General features: G+C 67.3%; 16 protein-coding genes. 4 read left to right on the top strand and 12 right to left on the bottom strand.

Going from position 1 to position 16,702, the window contains the following annotated elements; genetic code table 11:
• Nucleotides 1-92 precede the first annotated feature (92 nt).
• Genes FFS09_RS20925 through FFS09_RS20910 form a run of 4 tightly spaced genes read left to right on the top strand, consistent with a single transcriptional unit; the run spans nt 93 to nt 5,044 of the window.
• Nucleotides 93-1,013: an SDR family NAD(P)-dependent oxidoreductase gene (locus tag FFS09_RS20925; RefSeq protein WP_137920841.1), complete on the top strand. Its 921-nt coding sequence runs from the start codon at nt 93-95 to the stop codon at nt 1,011-1,013.
• Nucleotides 1,014-1,025: 12 nt separating this feature from the next.
• Nucleotides 1,026-2,258 carry an acyl-CoA dehydrogenase family protein gene (locus tag FFS09_RS20920; protein ID WP_137920840.1) on the top strand — a complete coding sequence of 411 codons (1,233 nt, stop codon included), beginning with the start codon at nt 1,026-1,028 and terminating at the stop codon, nt 2,256-2,258.
• Nucleotides 2,259-2,299: 41 nt separating this feature from the next.
• Entirely contained in the window at nt 2,300-4,039 is a 1,740-nt protein-coding gene (locus tag FFS09_RS20915; protein WP_137920839.1) for a long-chain-fatty-acid--CoA ligase, read from the top strand.
• Between the two features lie 21 nt (nt 4,040-4,060).
• A complete protein-coding gene (locus tag FFS09_RS20910) occupies nt 4,061-5,044 on the top strand; it encodes a Bug family tripartite tricarboxylate transporter substrate binding protein (protein ID WP_137920838.1) in 984 nt (327 codons plus the stop codon).
• A gap of 112 nt (nt 5,045-5,156) precedes the next feature.
• Here FFS09_RS20910 and FFS09_RS20905 read toward each other — a convergent pair whose 3' ends face one another.
• The 12 genes from FFS09_RS20905 to FFS09_RS20850 form a co-directional block, all read right to left on the bottom strand.
• Nucleotides 5,157-5,558 carry a Zn-ribbon domain-containing OB-fold protein gene (locus FFS09_RS20905; RefSeq protein ID WP_137920837.1) on the bottom strand — a complete coding sequence of 134 codons (402 nt, stop codon included), beginning with the start codon at nt 5,556-5,558 and terminating at the stop codon, nt 5,157-5,159.
• A gap of 3 nt (nt 5,559-5,561) precedes the next feature.
• A complete protein-coding gene (locus FFS09_RS20900) occupies nt 5,562-6,731 on the bottom strand; it encodes a thiolase family protein (protein WP_137920836.1) in 1,170 nt (389 codons plus the stop codon).
• 43 nt (nt 6,732-6,774) lie between these two features.
• A complete protein-coding gene (locus FFS09_RS20895; RefSeq protein WP_137920835.1) occupies nt 6,775-7,800 on the bottom strand; it encodes a Bug family tripartite tricarboxylate transporter substrate binding protein in 1,026 nt (341 codons plus the stop codon).
• 60 nt (nt 7,801-7,860) lie between these two features.
• Nucleotides 7,861-8,778 (bottom strand): HpcH/HpaI aldolase/citrate lyase family protein, encoded by a 918-nt coding sequence (locus FFS09_RS20890; protein WP_137920834.1) that lies wholly within the window; start codon nt 8,776-8,778, stop codon nt 7,861-7,863.
• A gap of 34 nt (nt 8,779-8,812) precedes the next feature.
• Nucleotides 8,813-10,054, bottom strand: a complete 1,242-nt coding sequence (locus FFS09_RS20885; protein WP_137920833.1) for a CaiB/BaiF CoA transferase family protein — start codon at nt 10,052-10,054, stop codon at nt 8,813-8,815.
• The gene (locus FFS09_RS20880; RefSeq protein WP_137920832.1) at nt 10,051-10,536 is read right to left on the bottom strand and encodes a MaoC family dehydratase; all 486 of its coding nucleotides are present in this window, start codon (nt 10,534-10,536) and stop codon (nt 10,051-10,053) included. Before FFS09_RS20880 ends, FFS09_RS20885 begins: the two co-directional genes overlap by 4 nt.
• Entirely contained in the window at nt 10,533-11,759 is a 1,227-nt protein-coding gene (locus FFS09_RS20875; RefSeq protein WP_212745134.1) for an acyl-CoA dehydrogenase family protein, read from the bottom strand. Before FFS09_RS20875 ends, FFS09_RS20880 begins: the two co-directional genes overlap by 4 nt.
• A gap of 17 nt (nt 11,760-11,776) precedes the next feature.
• Entirely contained in the window at nt 11,777-12,277 is a 501-nt protein-coding gene (locus tag FFS09_RS20870; protein ID WP_137920830.1) for a MaoC family dehydratase, read from the bottom strand.
• Nucleotides 12,274-13,656 carry an MmgE/PrpD family protein gene (locus FFS09_RS20865; RefSeq protein WP_137920829.1) on the bottom strand — a complete coding sequence of 461 codons (1,383 nt, stop codon included), beginning with the start codon at nt 13,654-13,656 and terminating at the stop codon, nt 12,274-12,276. Before FFS09_RS20865 ends, FFS09_RS20870 begins: the two co-directional genes overlap by 4 nt.
• 38 nt (nt 13,657-13,694) lie before the next feature.
• Nucleotides 13,695-14,450, bottom strand: a complete 756-nt coding sequence (locus FFS09_RS20860; RefSeq protein ID WP_252374459.1) for an IclR family transcriptional regulator — start codon at nt 14,448-14,450, stop codon at nt 13,695-13,697.
• 8 nt (nt 14,451-14,458) lie between these two features.
• Nucleotides 14,459-15,280: an SDR family NAD(P)-dependent oxidoreductase gene (locus FFS09_RS20855; RefSeq protein ID WP_137920828.1), complete on the bottom strand. Its 822-nt coding sequence runs from the start codon at nt 15,278-15,280 to the stop codon at nt 14,459-14,461.
• Between the two features lie 65 nt (nt 15,281-15,345).
• Nucleotides 15,346-16,686 (bottom strand): amidohydrolase, encoded by a 1,341-nt coding sequence (locus tag FFS09_RS20850; protein WP_171020119.1) that lies wholly within the window; start codon nt 16,684-16,686, stop codon nt 15,346-15,348.
• Between the last annotated feature and the right edge of the window lie 16 nt (nt 16,687-16,702).

Here is a 16,702-nt window from a genome sequence, read left to right as displayed (position 1 = left end):
GGGTGCGACCCCGGGCATGCTTTGCTGTACTTGCGGTGGTGGTTCATCGCTCTTGCGCGGTGATCCTGTCTCACTACTTTAGGAGAACGAATGTGAAGGATGAAGAACGGGTATTGGCCGGCAAAGTTGCCGTGGTGACCGGCGCGGGCCGTGGGATAGGCCGGGAGATTGCGCTTCTGATGGCCCGTCACGGTGCCAGCGTCGTGGTCAACGATGTGGGCGCCATGGTGGACGGCCAGGCGTCCGCGGAGGACCCCGCACAGGAACTCGTCGACACGATCCGCGCCGAAGGCGGCGCCGCCGTGGTCAGCCGCGACAGTGTCGCCGAGCGTGCGGGCGCCGACCGCATCGTCGAAGCCGCCATCGATTCCTTCGGGCGGATCGACTGCGTTGTCAACAATGCGGGCATCCTGCGCGACCACATATTCCACCAGCTGTCGCACGAGGACTTCGAGGCGGTGCTGCGCGTGCATCTGTTCGGCAGTTTCAACGTGAGCCACGCGGCAGTCGCCCACTTCCGCCAACAGCAAAGCGGCAGCTTTGTGCACATGACGTCCACCTCGGGGCTGATCGGCAGCGTGGGACAGGCCAACTACGCCGCAGCAAAGCTGGGTATTGCGGGCCTCTCCCGCTCCATTGCGATGGACATGGCGCGCCACAACATCCGTTCCAACTGCATCGCGCCCTTCGCCTGGAGCCGCATGGTCGGCTCGATCCCGGAGACACCGGACCAGGCCGCACGCCTGGCCAAGGCCAAGACCATGACACCCGAGACCGTCGCCCCCATGGCCGTCTTCCTGTCCAGCGACCGCGCGGCCGGCATCAGCGGCCAGATCTTCGCGGTGCGCCGCAACGAGGTCTTCCTGATGAGCCAACCGCGCCCGGTGCGTTCCCTGCACCGCGGCGAGGGCTGGACGCCTCAAGCGCTGGAAGAGCACATGAAGCCGGCGTTCGCGCCTTCCTTCGTCCCACTCGAGGGCTCGCGCGCGGTCTTCGCGTGGGACCCCATCTAAGGAGGCCGGGCCATGGATTTCACCGTCCCCGGCGAATGGGTCAGCTTCTCGGATTCGCTGATCCGCTTCATCGACCGCGAGGTCGCGCCACTCGAACACGAACACCGCGCACTGCTGGACCATGAGCGCAACCTGTACGACGCCAACGGCCGCTACACCGATGCGGTGCTGGCGCTGCGCAAACAGGTCCGCATGCGATCGGCCGAGCTCGGCTTCTACACCGCACTGGCCGCCGAATCGCTCGGCGGTGGCGGCATGGGCGCACAGGCGGCCGTCTACGTGCAAGAGCAACTCAATGCGCATACCGGGCCGAAGCGGCATCTGGTACACACCGTGGTGCTGCCCTCCTCGTTCACGAACGGCCTCTCGCCGGTGCTTCGGCACCTGCGCCAGGACGTGCTGGAGATCTACCGCGACAGCCTCGCCAGCGGCGAGAAGACGATGTGCTTCTGCCTGAGCGAGCCCGACGCTGGCTCGGATGTTTTCGGCACGCGCACACGCGCCACGCGCGACGGTGATCACTGGGTGATCAGCGGCACCAAGCAATGGATCACGAACGCCCCGTATGCGGACTACGCGATGGTCTTCGCCGTCACGGACGAGGAGAAGCTGCGCACCCACCGCGGGGGCATCACCGGCTTCTTCGTGCCCACCAGCACACCGGGTTTCTCGGTGCCCAGCCTCATTCCGATCATGGGTCACCAGGGCGCGGAGATCGGCATCGTCACGCTCGACCAGGTGCGCGTGCCCGACAGCCACCGCCTGGGCCCCGTCGACCAGGGGCTCTCGGTCGCGCTCGATGGTGTGAATGCCGGACGGCTCGGCATGGCGGCCTCCTGCGTCGGCATCGCACGCTGGGGGCTGGATCAGGCGCTGGCCTACGCCAAGGTCCGCAAGACCTTCGGCCGTCCCATTGCCGAGCACCAGGCCGTGCAGATCATGCTCGCCGAGTGCGCGATGGACATCTATGCGGCCAAGTCGATGATCCAGCATTGCGCCTGGTTGGTGGACCAGGGACGCTCGCCCGTCAAGGAAGTGTCGATGGTCAAGGCCTCGGCCACCGAGATGGTGGGGCGCGTCATCGATCGCTGCATGCAGATCCACGGTGGCATGGGACTGACCAACGAACTGCGGCTGGAAACCGCCTACCGCTGGGCGCGCACGCTGCGCATTCCGGATGGCACCTCCGAGATCCAGCGCCGGACCATCGCGCGGCGGCTGCTCGAGGGCGACGTGAGCTTCTGAACCAACGGGGCATGACCAGAACAAATACATCGGAGACAACCATGACCATTCCCCACCCCTACCCCACGCCCGAGGGCGTGATCGAGAGGCCTGTTGGCGCGTTGACGCTGGACCCGAAGCACGCGCGCCAGGGCTTGCCGCGCCAGGTCCATATTCCCGCCACCACCGTGGCCTACAACCTGGAGGTCTCCGCCCGGCGCTTTCCCGACAAGACAGCCATCCAGTTCTTCGGCCGAGCACTGTCCTACGCACAACTGCTGGCCGATGTGGACGCCATGGCCGGTCATTTGCAACAGGTTGGCGGTGTTCGGCGCGGCGATCGTGTGGCCGTGTTCAGCCAGAACTGTCCGCAGTTCGTCATCGCCTACCTGGCCATCCTGCGCGCCGATGCGGTTTTCGTGCCCATCAATGCGATGCTGCTCACGGACGAGGTCGAGCACATCCTGAGCGACAGCGGCGCCGTGGCGGCCTTCGCCGCCCAGGAGCTGCTGCCCCAGATCGCCCCGTTGCTCGGAAAGACCGCGCTGAGGCATGTGCTCGTGCATGCCTATGGGGATGCCTTGGGCGATGACGACGCCGGCCTGAAGGTGCCGGAGTGGGTGCGCCAGCGCGCCGACCCGGGGCAGCTGCCGCAGGGCTGCGAGCGCTGGGACACCGCGCGGGCGCAGAACCGCGTTCCCGCGGCGGCGCTGGCAGGCCCCGACGATCTCTGCATGCTGCCCTACACCTCGGGCACCACTGGCGCGCCCAAGGCTTGCGTGCACACCCACCGCACGGTCATGACCTCGTCCGTGGGGTCCGCGCTGTGGCGCCGCACGAACGCCGAAACCACGATCCTCTCGGCCGCTCCCCTGTTCCACTTGCTGGGCCTGCAGGGCATCAACGCGGTGATCTACGCGGGCGGCACCGTGGTCATGATGCCGCGCTGGGACCGTGAAACCGCCGCCACCCTGATCCAGCGCCACCGCGTCACGCTGTGGGGTGCTCTGCCCACGATGCTGGTGGACTTCTTCGCTCAGCCAGGCGCGGATGAACTGGACCTGAGCAGCGTGACCCTGGCCACCGGAGGCGGCGCCGCCACGCCGCAGGCCATCGTCGACATGCTCAAGACCCGCTACGGCCTTGAGTACATCGAAGGCTACGGCATGACCGAATCGGCCTCCTTCCTGTGTGTCAATCCACTGCACCGCCCCAAGCGGAACTGCCTGGGCGTGCCCACCTTCGGCGTGGATGCCCGGCTGGTGGACCCTGAGACCTTGTCACCCGTGGCCGCGGGCGAAGTGGGCGAGATCGTCGTCCACGGCGCGCAGGTGATGCTGGGCTACTGGAACAACGCCGCGGCGAACGCGGAGGCCTTCGTGGTCATCGATGGCAAGCGCTTTTTTCGCACGGGCGATCTGGCCAGCGCGGACGAAGACGGCTACCTGTTCATGCGCGACCGCCTCAAGCGAATGATCAATGCCTCGGGCTACAAGGTGTGGCCCGCAGAGATCGAAAGCGTGCTCAACGGCCATCCCGCGATTCTTGAAGCCTGCGTGATCGCTGCCCGCAGCGACCACCGCGGCGAAACCGTCAAGGCCGTGGTCGCACTCAAGCCCGGCAGCACAGACACCCCTGAGCAGCTCCTGGGCTGGTGCCGGGAGCACATGGCCAGCTACAAGGCCCCCCGGCTGATCGACATCGTGCCCCGCCTGCCCAAATCGGCCACCGGAAAGATCGCGTGGCGCGAGCTCCAGGAGCAGGAGCTCGGCGGCACACCGTTTCAGACACAACCCAACTGATTCAACCAGGAGAGACAAGCCATGCCCACCATCCACCGCCGCGCGCTGTTGCTGTCCGCGCTTTCCGCTGCGGCATCCCTGGCGCCGTTGTTCACGCACGCGCAGGCAACGTTCCCCAGCAAGCCCCTGCGCCTGATCGTTCCAGCCCCTCCCGGCGGTGCGACCGATCTCCTGGCGCGCAAGTTGTCCGTCGGCCTCGGCACCGCGCTGGGTCAGTCCATCGTGGTCGACAACCGCCCTGGTGGTTCGGGCATCATCGCGGCCCAGTCGGTTCTGTCCTCACCGCGGGACGGTCACACGCTGTACCTGGGTTTCACGTCCACCCTCCAGCTGCCGCTGCTGATGTCGTCGCTGCCGGTGGACTTCGCGCGCGACCTCGCGCCGGTCTCGATCCTGGGACAGGGCGCGGACGTCTTCATTGCCTCCTCGAAGCTGGGTGTGAACACCGTGGCCGAATTCGTCGCGCTGGCCAAGAGCAAGCCGGGCCAGTTGTCCATCGCCTCCTATGGCAACGGCACCACCTCGCACCTCAACATCGAGTGGCTCAAGATGAGCACCGGCATCGACGTTCTCCATGTGCCCTACAAGGGCGCGGCGCCGGCGATGGCCGACCTCGCTGGCGGTCAGATCGATGCCGCCTTCGTCGACGGCTCCACCGCGAAGGGCCAGCTGAAGAACGAGAAGCTGCGTTACCTGGCCAACGCCGGCACCAACCCCTACCCCGCGCTGCCGAAGCTGCGCACGCTGGGCGAGCAGGGCTACCCCGGCTTCGAGGCCAACGGCTTCGCGGCGATCTTCGTGGCCGCCGGCACGCCGGCCCCCATCATCAAGCAGCTCTCACAGGCCATCGCCGCCCAGATCCACAGCCCCGAGTTGCTGAGCTACTTCGCCGAGAACGGCTCGCGCCCCATGGGCAGCACCCCGGAGGAGATGGCGGCGATGCTGGAACGCGACCGGCCACGCTGGGCCGCGATCATCCAGCGCGCCAAGGTCAAGCTGGACTGAGCGTCATCGGGCCGTGCCGCCAGGCGGACGGCCCCGTTCCATCCTCCCTCAACAACAACGCCCCTCGCCGTTTCCGGCGAGGGGCGTTGTTGCGTCACCTGCGACGGACGCGTCAGTCCGGCGTGAACATCGGGATCGGCTGGCCGTCCTCGGCCGGCTTGAAGCACAGCTTGACGCGGTCGCCGATGCGCAGGCTGTCCAGGTCGCAATCGACGATGTTGGTCAGCAGCGTCACCTCTTCATCCAGGCGCACGTAGGCAATGGCGTAGGGCGTTGGCCCCGCGCGGCGCGTGACGCTGACGCTGTAGATCGTGCCGAGGCCCGCACTCGGTCGCCACTCGAGGCGCTCGGACATGCAGTAGGGACACAGGGAGCGCGGGTACCAGTGGGGCTTGCCACAAGCCGTGCACTGCTTGATGAGCAATCGGCCCTCGGCCGCGCCGCGCCAGAAGGCTTCGGTGGCGGCGTCAACCATCGGGGCCTTCAAGGGACGGTCCTGGAAAATGGTGGTCATGGTTCAGGCCTCTCGTTCAAGAATCAGGGTCGCGCTGCCGTGGCGGGAACCCAGTTGCCCACCGGTTCCTTGCGCCAGCGCCAGCGTGCAGTTGGGAACCTGGACCTTCGGGTGCGCCTCGCCGCGCAACTGCCGCACGGCCTCGATCACCTTGGTGATGCCGCCCCGGTTGGCCGGGTGGTTGTTGCACAGGCCGCCGCCATCGGTGTTGAAAGGCAGCTTGCCGACGCCAGAGATCAGGTTGCCATCGGCGACAAAGCGACCGCCCTCGCCCTTCTTGCAGAAGCCCAGATCCTCCAGCTGCATCAGCACGGTGATGGTGAAGCTGTCGTAGATCGACGCGTACTGGATGTCGGACGGCTTGACGCCAGCCTCCTCGAAAGCCAGTGGGCCGGAAACCACCGCACCGGAGTAGCTCAGGTCCACCTGGCCGTTGCGCTGCCCCTTGACCGCTTCGCCCGCGCCCAGCACCTGCACCACCGGCCGCTTGAGCGAGCGCGCGATCTCGGGGCGCACCACGAGCAGCGCGCCACCGCCGTCGCTCACCACGCAACAGTCATGGCGGCGCAGGGGGTCCGACAGCAGCGGAGAGTTCATGACGTCCTCAACCGTCACGGGTGCGCGCAACATGGCATGGGGGTTGTGCTGCGCGTGCGCCGCCGCCGCCACCTTGATCCACGCCAGTTGCTCGCTGGTGGTGCCGAACTCGTGCATATGGCGCGCCGCCACCATCGCGTACATGTTGAGTGTGAGCGGGCCGTAGGGCAGCTCGTAGGGCACGTCGGGTGTGGCGGCGCTGGAGGCCCGTGGAACCAGTCCACTGGAGCCCTCGCTGCGTGGCCGTCCCGCCAGGGTGATCAACGCGACATTGCACTTCCCGGCCGCAATCGCCTGTGCGGCGTGGGAAACATGCACCAGGTAGGACGATCCGCCCGTCTCCGTCGAGTCCACGTGGCGCGCTTGCAGTCCCAGGTAGTCCACCATGTTGACGGCGCCCAGCCCCGGCGCGTCGCCCGCGCAGAAGTAGCCATCCACATCCTGCAGCGTGAGGCCCGCGTCCTCGAGCGCGCCCTTGGCGCACTCCGCATGCAGCTGGGCCACCGTCTTGTCCGGCGCCAGCCGGAGGGGGTGTTCGTAAGCGCCCGCAATGCAGGCGCGTCTCTTGATGCTCATCGGGTTCCTTTCTCCACAAGGGAGGTGTTGCGCCGTCGCGCGGCTACTCCGCGGTCAATCCCTGTTCGCGCGTCATCGACTGGTAGGCGGGCCAGACGTCCTGGATGAAAGCCCTGAGGTCGGCGCCCACCCATGGCGGACGGTCAGCGCCCAACTGGGCCAGAACCCGTTTCATGCTCTCGGACTGCGTCGCGCTCTCCCGCGCGAGCATGGCCAGGCGAGCGGCGATGCCTTCGTTCAGCCCCACGGGTCCGAGCAGCATGTTGCACTCGCGCAGACTGCCGAAAGCCTTGCCCGTGATGCCCTCGTCGGCCCAGGTCGGCACCCCCGGCAGCAACGCCTCGGCCCGCTCGCCGGTGATGACGAGTATCGGGCGCAGCGCGCCGCGCTGAATGCCCGGGCTCAGCCCGGCCAGCGAGCCGGCACCCACGTCGATGTTGCCCGCCAGCAAGTCCATGATCATCGGCCCCGTGCCCTTGTAGGTGATGATGTCGAACTGCCCGCCCGTTTGTTTTTGCAATTGCTTCATCATCAACTGCCAGGCCGATCCGATGCTGAAGTTGCCCACACTCACCGGTCGCTGTCGCGCAAGCGCGATCAGTTCGCGCAGGTTGCGCACCGGCAGGTCCTTCTTCACCACCATCGGTGCCACACCCGTACCGAACCCGGCGATCGGCACCAGATCCCTGGCGGGGTCCAGAGGCACTTTCTTGAGCAGCACCGGCGCCTGTGCCAATTGGCTGTGCAGCGCGAAAAGAAGCGTGTGGCCGTCCGGCGCCGCGCGTGCAACATGGTCGGCGGCAATCATGCCGATGCCGCCCGGGCGGTTCTCCACCACCACGGACCCACCCAATCGAGCGCCGAGGTACTCGGCCAGCGCACGCGCTGTCGTGTCGTTGGACGATCCTGGCGCCTGCGCCGCCACGATCCGGATCGGCCGCGTGGGCCAGCCTTGTGCGGCGGAAGGTCCACTCCACAAGCAGGACCCCATGGCACCCAGCGTGGCGCCGAGCACGTGTCGCCGAGAGATGTCGCCGCGTGCTGGCGGCGATGGGAACGGTGTCTTCATCTTGTCTCCTGAGTCGCGCGACTGCGGCGCGACATGCTGCGCATCGGTTGTTTACCGCCCTTACATGCCGATCAGATCGGCCCGCGCGAGCAGGTTGCGCACGACACGCACCGAGGCGATGTCGATCATCTTGCCTTCGTACTGCACGGCGCCCAACCCCTGGGCCAGCGCTTCGTCATACGCCTTGACCATGTTGCGCGCTTGCTCGACCTCGGCCGACAAGGGCGAGAAGCGTTGCTGCGCGATCTCCACCTGGGAAGGATGAATGGCCCATTTGCCGACCATTCCCAGGATCATGGCGCGCCGACACTCCTCCGCATAACCTTCGGGGTTGTTGAAATTGCCATAAGGCCCGTCGACCGCATCGATGCGGTTGGCGCGACAGGCGATGGTCATCTTGTGCCGCTGGTAGTGCCAGACATCGCCGGGATACCCAGTAGGTCCACCGATGTCGCGGATGGACACGCCCTGGCTGGCCGAGTAGTCGCCCATGCCGAAGATCAGGCATTCCAGCCGAGGCGTTGAAGCGGCAATCTCCTCGACCCGCATCATGGCCTCGACCTCTTCGACCAACACGTCGATGCCGATGCGCTTGCGCAGGCCCAGCTTCTTTTCCATCATGGACAGCAGCTTGTCCACGAACTGCACGTCGGACGCGCTCATGGCCTTGGGCAGCATGATCACGTCGAGGTTCTCGCGCGCGCCTTCCACCACTTCGATGATGTCCTCGTAGGCGTACTCTGTCGTCAGGTCGTTGATGCGCACGCAGCGCGTGGTGCGCCCCCAGTCAAGCGTGTTGAGCGCCTCCACGATCTTGGCGCGCGCGGGCCGTTTCTCCGATGGCGCGACGGCGTCCTCCAGGTCCAGAAAGACAAAGTCCACGCCCAGGCCCGCGGCCTTGGCCATCATCTTCGGGCTCGATCCGGGGACCGACAGCTGGCAGCGGCGCAGCCGCTTGGGTTTTTCCTGTGTTTGCATGGGGAATATCTCCTGATTCGAGGGGTTTCAAAAATCAATGCACGGCGCCACACGCCTGCAGCGCAGCGACCTCGGTCGCGGTGAAGCCGAGCGAGTCCAGCACCTGCGCGCTGTGCTCGCCTGTCAGCGGGGCGCGCGTGCGCACGCCACCGGGTGTGTCCGTCATGCGCACGGGCGTGCCGGCCAACGTGAGTGGCCGCGAGGCGCCGGGCTGCTCGGTGTCCACCAGCATGCCCCGCGCGCGAAAGTGCGCATCGGCAAAAATGTCCGCCGCCCCGAGCACCGGGCCGAACGGAATGCGCCCGCCCAGCAAGTCCGCCAGTTCCTGCTTGGTGTGGCGCGCGGTCCATTCGCCGACCAGCGCCTCAACCTCCCCGCGATGCGCCATGCGCGCCTCGTTGGTGGCGTAGCGTTTGTCCTGCGCAAGTTCAGGGCGCCCCATCAACTGAACGAAAGGCACCCAGAAGCGGTCGTTGGGCACCCCCAGGCTCACGTGGCCGTCCCGCGCGGGAAAGAGCCCGAACGGGCACAGCAGGGGATGGCCATTGCCCTCGGGCGCGGGGCACTCGCCGGTCACGCTGTGCTGGTAGACGATGCGCTCGCACACCGCGAGCACGCTGTCGACCATCGCCACGTCCACCATCTGGCCGCGGCCGGTCCGCTGGGCGCGCAGGCACGCCGCCACGAGGCCGTAGGCCATGAACATCGCCGGCAGGATGTCGCCGACGCCCGGACCGATCTTGGTCGGCGCGCCTCCTGGCGTGGGCCCGGTGATGCCCATGATCCCGCCCATGGCCTGGGCCACGGGATCGTAGGCGGGCCAATGGGTGTAGGGGCTGGCACCGCCCGCGGGGTCGCCGAAGCCGCGAAGCGCGCCATACACCAGGCGCGGATTCACCTCGGCCAAAGTCTGGTAGCCCAAGCCGAGCTTGTCCATGACCCCGGCCCGGTAGTTCTCGACCAGCACGTCCGCCTCGCGCACCAGCCGCAGCAGCGCGGCCTTGCCCTCGGGGTGCTTGAGATCGAGCACGAGCGACTGCTTGTTGCGGTTCACCGAAGCGAAGTAGGCGCCGAAGCCACCCTGGTCCATTGCCAGCGCGCCCTCCAGGTGGGGGCCGTTGCGCCGCGTCTGGTCTCCGCCCGGCGGCTCGATCTTGATGACCCGCGCGCCCTGGTCCGCCAGCATCATGGTCGCGTAAGGACCCGCCAGCATGCGGGTCAGGTCCAGCACGACCAGACCCTCCAGGGCCCCGGGCGAAGGCGCCGCCGTACTCATCGCTGCGCCCACGCGCTCTTGCGTTTGAGCAGCACCGTGCGTTCGGCCTCCACGCACAGCTTGTCGTCCTGGTTCACACCATAGTGGCGAAAGGTCACCACCCCGGCATCGTCCCGGTCGGCATCCTGTTTCGCCAGCACCTCGGTGAAGGCGTAGAGCGTGTCGCCATGAAAGACCGGCGAGGTGAGCCGGATCTTGTCGAGGGCGAGCTCGCGCAGGCATTGCTCGGCCGTGTCCTGCGCGGCCAGCCCGATCACCATCGAGAGGTTGACCCCGCCGAACACCACCCGCTGGCTGAACAGCCCGCCGGACTGGCGTATGCCGTGCTCGTTGAAATGGCCGTCGGCCGTGTTCATCACCATGTTGGTGATCAGCACGTTGTCCATCTCGGTCACGGTCTTGCCACGGGCGTGGCGCATGAGCTGCCCGACCTCGAAGTCTTCGAAGTAGTTGTTGGCGCTGGTGAGTTCGTGGGCCTTCATGCGCTCACCCCCACCTTCTTCCTGGCCTGCTTCTCGAAGGCCCGCTCGGCGATCATGGACTCCACTTCCGACTTGCCCAGCAAGTTGGTGGCGATGATGCGCTGCTGGATCTCCGAGGTGCCCTCGAAGATCTTGGTCAACCGTGCGTCGCGCCAGTAGCGCTCGACCGGGAACAGCTTGGTGTAGCCCGCACCGCCGAAGATCTGCATGGCCTCCGAGGTCACGCGTTCGGCCATCTCCGAGGCGAAGTACTTGGCCATGGAAGCCTCCTTGTCGCAGCGGCGGCCCAGGTCGATCTCGTTGCACACGTAGTACATCAGCTGCCGCGCGGCCTCGACTTCGGTGGCCATGGTGGCGATCTTGAAACGGATCGCCTGGTACTCCGCGATGGGCATGCCGAACTGCCGGCGCTCGCCCGCGTAGGCAATCGCATCCTCCAGCGCACCCTGCGCCAGCCCGATGGCGCGTGCGGCGGTGTGGGCGCGCGCGGTCTCCAGTCCGCGCCCCATCATCGGGAACGCCTTGCCCTCCTCGCCCAACAAGGCTTCCTTGGGCACCCGTACGCCGTCCAGCGCGAGCTCGAAGGTCTTCCAGCCGAAGTAGCCGATCTTCGGAATCGGAGAACCCGTCATCCCGCGCGGAAAGCTGCCGCGCTCCTTCTCCACCAGGAAGCAGGAGATGCCGTCGCCGCGCCGCTCCGCGCTCGGCGGCGGCGCGGTGCGCGCGAAGATCAGCAGGTAGTCGGCGCCGTCCGCGAAGGTGCACCAGTACTTGTTGCCGGTGAGCAGCCAGTCGTCCCCGTCGCGCACCGCGCGGCAGGAGATCGACGCCAGGTCCGATCCCGTGTCGGGCTCGGACAGGGCCGTGCCGTTGAGGAACTCCCCGCGCACCACGCGCGGCAGGTACTTGGCGCGCAGCTCGTGGGGCATGCAGCTCTTGATCCAGCCGCCCTGCGCGCGCGCCATGATCGACGCCACCGACATCCAGCCGCGCGCCAGTTGCTCGGCCACCAGGCAGTACTCGAAAACGCCCATGCCCATGCCACCGTATTCGGTGGGGATGGTGATGCCGAAGTAACCCATCTCCACCATCTTGTCGCGCAGCGACATCGGTATCTCGCCATCGGGTCCATCGAGTTCGTTGGCCAGCGGCAGCACTTCCTTCATGGTGAATTCGCGCGCGGCGTCGCGAATCATCTGACGCTCCGGCGTCATGTAGCCCATTCCGTCTTGCGACATATTCATCCCCTTTGTTTGATCAGGTTGGAACGCGTGTAGGTGACGACCGTCTCCCCACGTTGGTTGGTGCCCTGGGTGTGCCAGGTCACGATGCCGTAGCCGGGTCGGTTGCTGGCCAACCGGCAACCCGTGACCTCCGAGCGCGCGTACAGCGTGTCACCCGGGTACACCGGCTCCAGGTACTTCAGGTCGTCCACGCCGAGGAACGGCCCTCCGCCTTCCGACAGGTCCTCCACGCTCAGGCCGAACACCGTGTTGAACACCAGCAGGGGGTTGACCAGCGTGTGCGGGTGCCCATGCGCGGCCGCGAAGTCCGCGTTGGTGTAGTGCGGGTTGTAGTGCAGCGTGAGCGTGCTGAAGAGCGCGTTGTCCGCCTCCGTCACCGTGCGTCCCCAGTGGTGGACGAAGCGTTGGCCCGGTTCGAAGTCCTCGTAGCGGTTCGAGCGCGGCCAGAGCGTGGCCTCGCGGTGCAATCGCTCGACGGTTTCTTGTGCAGTTTTCATGCGGTGGCTTCCAGATAGGGTTGCAATGAGGGGGCGCGGTCCAGCGCATCGATGGCCGCGACGAGTTGGCGCACGCGCTGCGCGCCGATGACGGGCGTGGCAATCGCATGGACCTTGGCTTCCAGGCGTTCCCATTGCGTGCGCAGGTCGCAGGCCGGCGCGCCGACGTCCGCGTCCTCGTGGAACTCGCGGCCATCGCGCATGCGGATCCGCACGGTGGCGTGGTGCCGGCGGCGATCGGCCGAGGTGTGCAGCACGACGCGCCGGCGCGCCTCCACATGCCGCTGATCGCAGGCCGTGCGGTCGCTGTAGAGCGCCAGCGATGCGGTGTCGGCGCCGTCCAGGGCCAGCGCGGCCAGGTGCTGGATGGCAAACTTCAGGTGCAGGCCGGTCTCGGGTTCGGCGATGTCGCAGACGCCCCGGTGCCCCTCGGACACCATCAGCGCCATCTCGGCCATGCCATCGAGCGCCAGCCCGTGGCGCTGCCGGGCGCGGCGCGTGGCCTCGATCACGCCATGGGTGAGGTAACACGCGGCGTGGTACTTGAACAGGGTGCTCTCGATCGCAAAGCCGTTGTCCGTGTCGATGGCGTCGCAGCGCAGGTTCAGTCGCGGGGCCTGCGTGCGAGCGAATCCCTGGGCGCATTCGACCGCGCTCGGGTGCGCGGTGAAGCCACGCGCCGCCAGCTGCGCGGCCATCAGGCCGTTCATCGCTGCCTTGCCCGCGTGCAGGGGTTTGGCCATGGTGCCGAACATGCACTTGAGCCCCGCCGCTTGCGTGGCCGCCAGGCCCAGCGCGTGCCGCACCGTGGCCGCATCCAGCCCCAGTAGCATGCTGCAGGCCGCCGCGGCCCCCAGGGCGCCGATGGTGCCGGTGGTGTGAAAGCCCTGTGCATAGTGGCTCTTGCCCAGCAGTTCACCGATGCGCGCCTCGACCTCGTGGCCCACGATCAATGCGCGCAGCAGATCGGCGCCGCTGGCGCCGCGCGCCTGGGCCAAGGCCAGCGCCGCCGGTGCCACGGGCACCGTGGGGTGTCCGGCCATGCGCGAAGACACGTCGTCGAAATCGAGCGCGTGTCCGGCGCATCCGTTGATGAGGGCGGCATCCAGCGCACGCGCGCTCGAAGAGCGTCCCGTCAACTGGCACGGCCCTTGGCCATCGGACGCGTACTCGTCCACCAGCATCTGTACCAAGGGGTCACTCGACCCGGCCAGGGCCACGGCCGTCCAGTCCAGCAGGGTGTGCTTGGCCCAGGCCAGCGCGCTGGCGCGGATCGGCATCCGCGGCGCGGCCGCGACCCATTCGGCCAGTGCCGCCGTGGGCCGACCGGGGTCCGCGCCGCCCCAGTCGAAGCCGCTGCTGTTCTCTGTGTCGTTCATGGTATGTGTCGCAGGGAATGAATCGAAGATGAAAGGGCTCAGCACAGGCGCGCCGCGGCCAGCACGGCCGGCAGGAAGCCGCTGCGGTGCTGGTGAAGACGCGCCGTCGGCGCGGCCACACCCAAAGCCAACCGCTGCCCGCGCACACAGGTGGGCAGCAAGGTCGCGATGGCCCCCGCGCCCGGCGTCGCGAGCTCGGCCGACTCGTAGTAGCCCTGGCGCCGCGCGGACTCCGCGCTGCGCAGGGCCCGCTCGATGTCGGCGCGCGCGCCCCCCGTTTTCGCGCACAGCGCGTTGTAGCGGTGCAGCAGTTGGCGGATCTGCTCGTCCTCCAACTGGCTCAGCAGCACGATCCCGATGGCGCAGCGGTGCAGGGGCCGCAAGGTCCCCGGGGGAACGCGCAGCTGCCGCACGCCCACGGGTTCGACCGTGGAGACGTACTGCACGAACAGGCCACTCTGGCGCCCGAGCAGCACCTTCTCGCCCGTGCGCGCGGCCAGCTCGTGCAGCGCGTCCTGCAGCGAACGGCTCTGGCCCGGGGCTTGAGCGATCCACTCGCCCATGAAGGCCACCCGCACCGAAGGACAGAAGCCCCGCCCTTGCGGGTCGAAGTCCATATAGCCGCGCTCCACCAGCGTCTTGAGCAGCATGGAGACGCTGGACTGCGGGAGGTTGAGTTGTTGCGCGATCTCCGCCACCCTCATCGAACGCCGCTCGCGCTCGAAAAGTTCGAGGATTTCGAAAACTCTGTCGGCCGACTTCACCATGGGGTGCCTGCGCGTGGGGTGGTTCAAGGGCCGGGTTACGGGCTGCCGGCGACGGTCACGGTCTGGCCGGTGATGTAGTTCGACTCGGGCGAGCAGAACAGGTACACCGCCCCGGCCGCCTCTTCGGTCGTGCCCGCGCGCCCCAGCGGGATGCGCTGGGCAGCCGTCTTCATGCGCTCGGGGTTGATGCCGACGCGGATGTCGCGCCCTTCGATGTTGATCGTCGACCCCTCGTCGGCGGCCGCTTCCGTCATGCGCGTGAGGATCAGTCCGAACGCCACGCAGTTCACGTTGACCTTGAAGCGACCCCATTCGCGGCTGAGCGCGCGCGTCATGCCCCCCACGCCGGCTTTGGCCGAGGAGTAGTTCATCTGGCCCGCGTTGCCTTGGAGCGCCGAGGTCGAGGAAATGTTCACGACCTTGCGAAACACCTCCTTGCCCGCCGCCGCATCGGCCTGTGCCTGGGCTTTGATGTGCGGATGGGCGGCGCGCAGGATGCGGAACGGCGCGGTCATGTGGCAGTCGAGGATCGCGTGCCACTGCTCGTCGGTCATGCGCTGGATCACGTCGTCCCAGGTGTAGCCGGCGTTGTTCACGATGATGTCGATGCCCTTGTAGGTGTCCATCGCGGTCTTGATGTAGCGCTCGGCGAAGTCGGGCGCGGTGACGCTGCCCACGCAGGCAACCGCATCGCCACCCGCATCGCGAATGGTCTGCACCGTGTCCTGCGCCGGCTCCGCGTCCAGGTCATTGACGACCAGTCGCGCGCCTTCGCTCGCCAGTTTCAGCGCAATGGCCCGGCCGATGCCGCGGCCGGAACCGGTGACCAAGGCCACCTTGCCGTCGAGTTTTCCCATGGGATTTGTCCTTTCAATTGCCGAGAGTCAGGGGTGGATCGGGTTGCGTTGCGGGAACCGCAGCGTCATTGCATGGCGTTGAGAACGGCCAGGCTCATGGCGCCCACGGCGGTTCGGATGGAGGTCTCCGGCAGCGGCGCAAACAGCGGCGAGTGGTTGCTCGGCACCGGCTTGCCGCCGGCCCTCGCTTCTTCGATCACGCGCGGATCGGTGCTGCCGATCCAGAAATAGACCGACGGAACGCCGGCCATGACGAACTCGGAATAGTCCTCGCTGCCCGAAGACGGCTCGGGCAATTGCCGGGCCTTCGCGCCAAAGGCGGCCTTGAAGACCTCACCGGTGCGCGCCGTCAACGACTCGTCGTTGATCACCGACGACGCGCCGCTGCCGATCGTCACGTCGGGTGCGGGTGCGCCAGCCATCTCGGCCACGGCTTTCGCGGTGCGCTGAATGCCGGCGTGCAGCTTCTTGCGCACCGCGTCGGTGTACGAGCGGATCGTGCCGCGCAGGGTCACGCTGTCGGGAATGATGTTGCCCACCGTGCCACCCTGGATGGAGCCGATGGTCACGACACCGAACTCCGCGGCGTCCTTCTCGCGGCTGATGACGGTTTGCACGTCCATCACGAAGCGCGACGCCATCACCACCGGATCGATCGAGGCCGAAGGCCTGGAGCCGTGCGCGCCACGACCATTGAACCGGACTTCCAGGGCGTCCGACGTGGAGGTGTTGGCGCCTGCCCGGTAACTGACCAGGCCGGCCGGACCCGGACCCACGTGCAGCGCGAAGCCATGGTCCGGCTTGCCGAACCGCGCGAACAGCTGATCGGCCAGCATCGCCTTGGCGCCCCCGCTCCCTTCTTCCGCAGGCTGGCCGATGAACATCAAGGTCCCGCGCCAGCGGTCCTTCATGCTGGCCAGCGCCCTGGCGGTGCCGACCCAGGCCGCCATGTGGACGTCGTGGCCGCAGCTGTGGGCCACGAAAGTTTCCTTGCCGTCCGCGCCCACGGTCTTGTGTCGGCTGGCATAAGGCAAGCCGGTCTTCTCCTCCATGGGCAGGGCATCCATGTCGGTCCGCACCATCACCGTCGGACCGGGACCGTTGCGCAGGATCGCCACCACACCGGTTCGGCCCACTTTTTCGGTGACCTCGAAGCCCGATGCGCGCATCTCCCGGGCCAGCCGGCTCGCGGGCTCGGTCTCCTGGAACGCCAGCTCGGGCTTCGCATGCAAGGCCTTGTAGAGCACATCGAGCGCGGGGTACATGCGGTCCAGTTGGGCATCCACACGGGCCTTGGCATCGGCCACGTCCAGAGCAAAGGCGGTCGTCGGGGTGATGCAGACCATGGCGAGCGCCAGCACTGCGCGGGAGAGTCCGTGCCGCGGGTTCTGGTGAGGAAGATTCATGTCTCTTCTCCGTTTG

Origin of the sequence: Hydrogenophaga sp. 2FB, assembly GCF_005503365.1 — a bacterium.
GTDB lineage: Bacteria > Pseudomonadota > Gammaproteobacteria > Burkholderiales > Burkholderiaceae_C > Hydrogenophaga.
Note: the sequence above shows the minus strand (reverse complement) of the source record. Positions and strands in the feature narration are given on the sequence as shown.

Coding starts and splice junctions, on each gene's coding strand:
- FFS09_RS20920 (WP_137920840.1), top strand. CDS start 1,026: ATGGATTTCACCGTCCCCGGCGAATGGGTCAGCTTCTCGGATTCGCTG.
- FFS09_RS20915 (WP_137920839.1), top strand. CDS start 2,300: ATGACCATTCCCCACCCCTACCCCACGCCCGAGGGCGTGATCGAGAGG.
- FFS09_RS20910 (WP_137920838.1), top strand. CDS start 4,061: ATGCCCACCATCCACCGCCGCGCGCTGTTGCTGTCCGCGCTTTCCGCT.
- FFS09_RS20905 (WP_137920837.1), bottom strand. CDS start 5,558: ATGACCACCATTTTCCAGGACCGTCCCTTGAAGGCCCCGATGGTTGAC.
- FFS09_RS20900 (WP_137920836.1), bottom strand. CDS start 6,731: ATGAGCATCAAGAGACGCGCCTGCATTGCGGGCGCTTACGAACACCCC.
- FFS09_RS20895 (WP_137920835.1), bottom strand. CDS start 7,800: ATGAAGACACCGTTCCCATCGCCGCCAGCACGCGGCGACATCTCTCGG.
- FFS09_RS20890 (WP_137920834.1), bottom strand. CDS start 8,778: ATGCAAACACAGGAAAAACCCAAGCGGCTGCGCCGCTGCCAGCTGTCG.
- FFS09_RS20885 (WP_137920833.1), bottom strand. CDS start 10,054: ATGAGTACGGCGGCGCCTTCGCCCGGGGCCCTGGAGGGTCTGGTCGTG.
- FFS09_RS20880 (WP_137920832.1), bottom strand. CDS start 10,536: ATGAAGGCCCACGAACTCACCAGCGCCAACAACTACTTCGAAGACTTC.
- FFS09_RS20875 (WP_212745134.1), bottom strand. CDS start 11,759: ATGGGCTACATGACGCCGGAGCGTCAGATGATTCGCGACGCCGCGCGC.
- FFS09_RS20870 (WP_137920830.1), bottom strand. CDS start 12,277: ATGAAAACTGCACAAGAAACCGTCGAGCGATTGCACCGCGAGGCCACG.
- FFS09_RS20865 (WP_137920829.1), bottom strand. CDS start 13,656: ATGAACGACACAGAGAACAGCAGCGGCTTCGACTGGGGCGGCGCGGAC.
- FFS09_RS20855 (WP_137920828.1), bottom strand. CDS start 15,280: ATGGGAAAACTCGACGGCAAGGTGGCCTTGGTCACCGGTTCCGGCCGC.
- FFS09_RS20850 (WP_171020119.1), bottom strand. CDS start 16,686: ATGAATCTTCCTCACCAGAACCCGCGGCACGGACTCTCCCGCGCAGTG.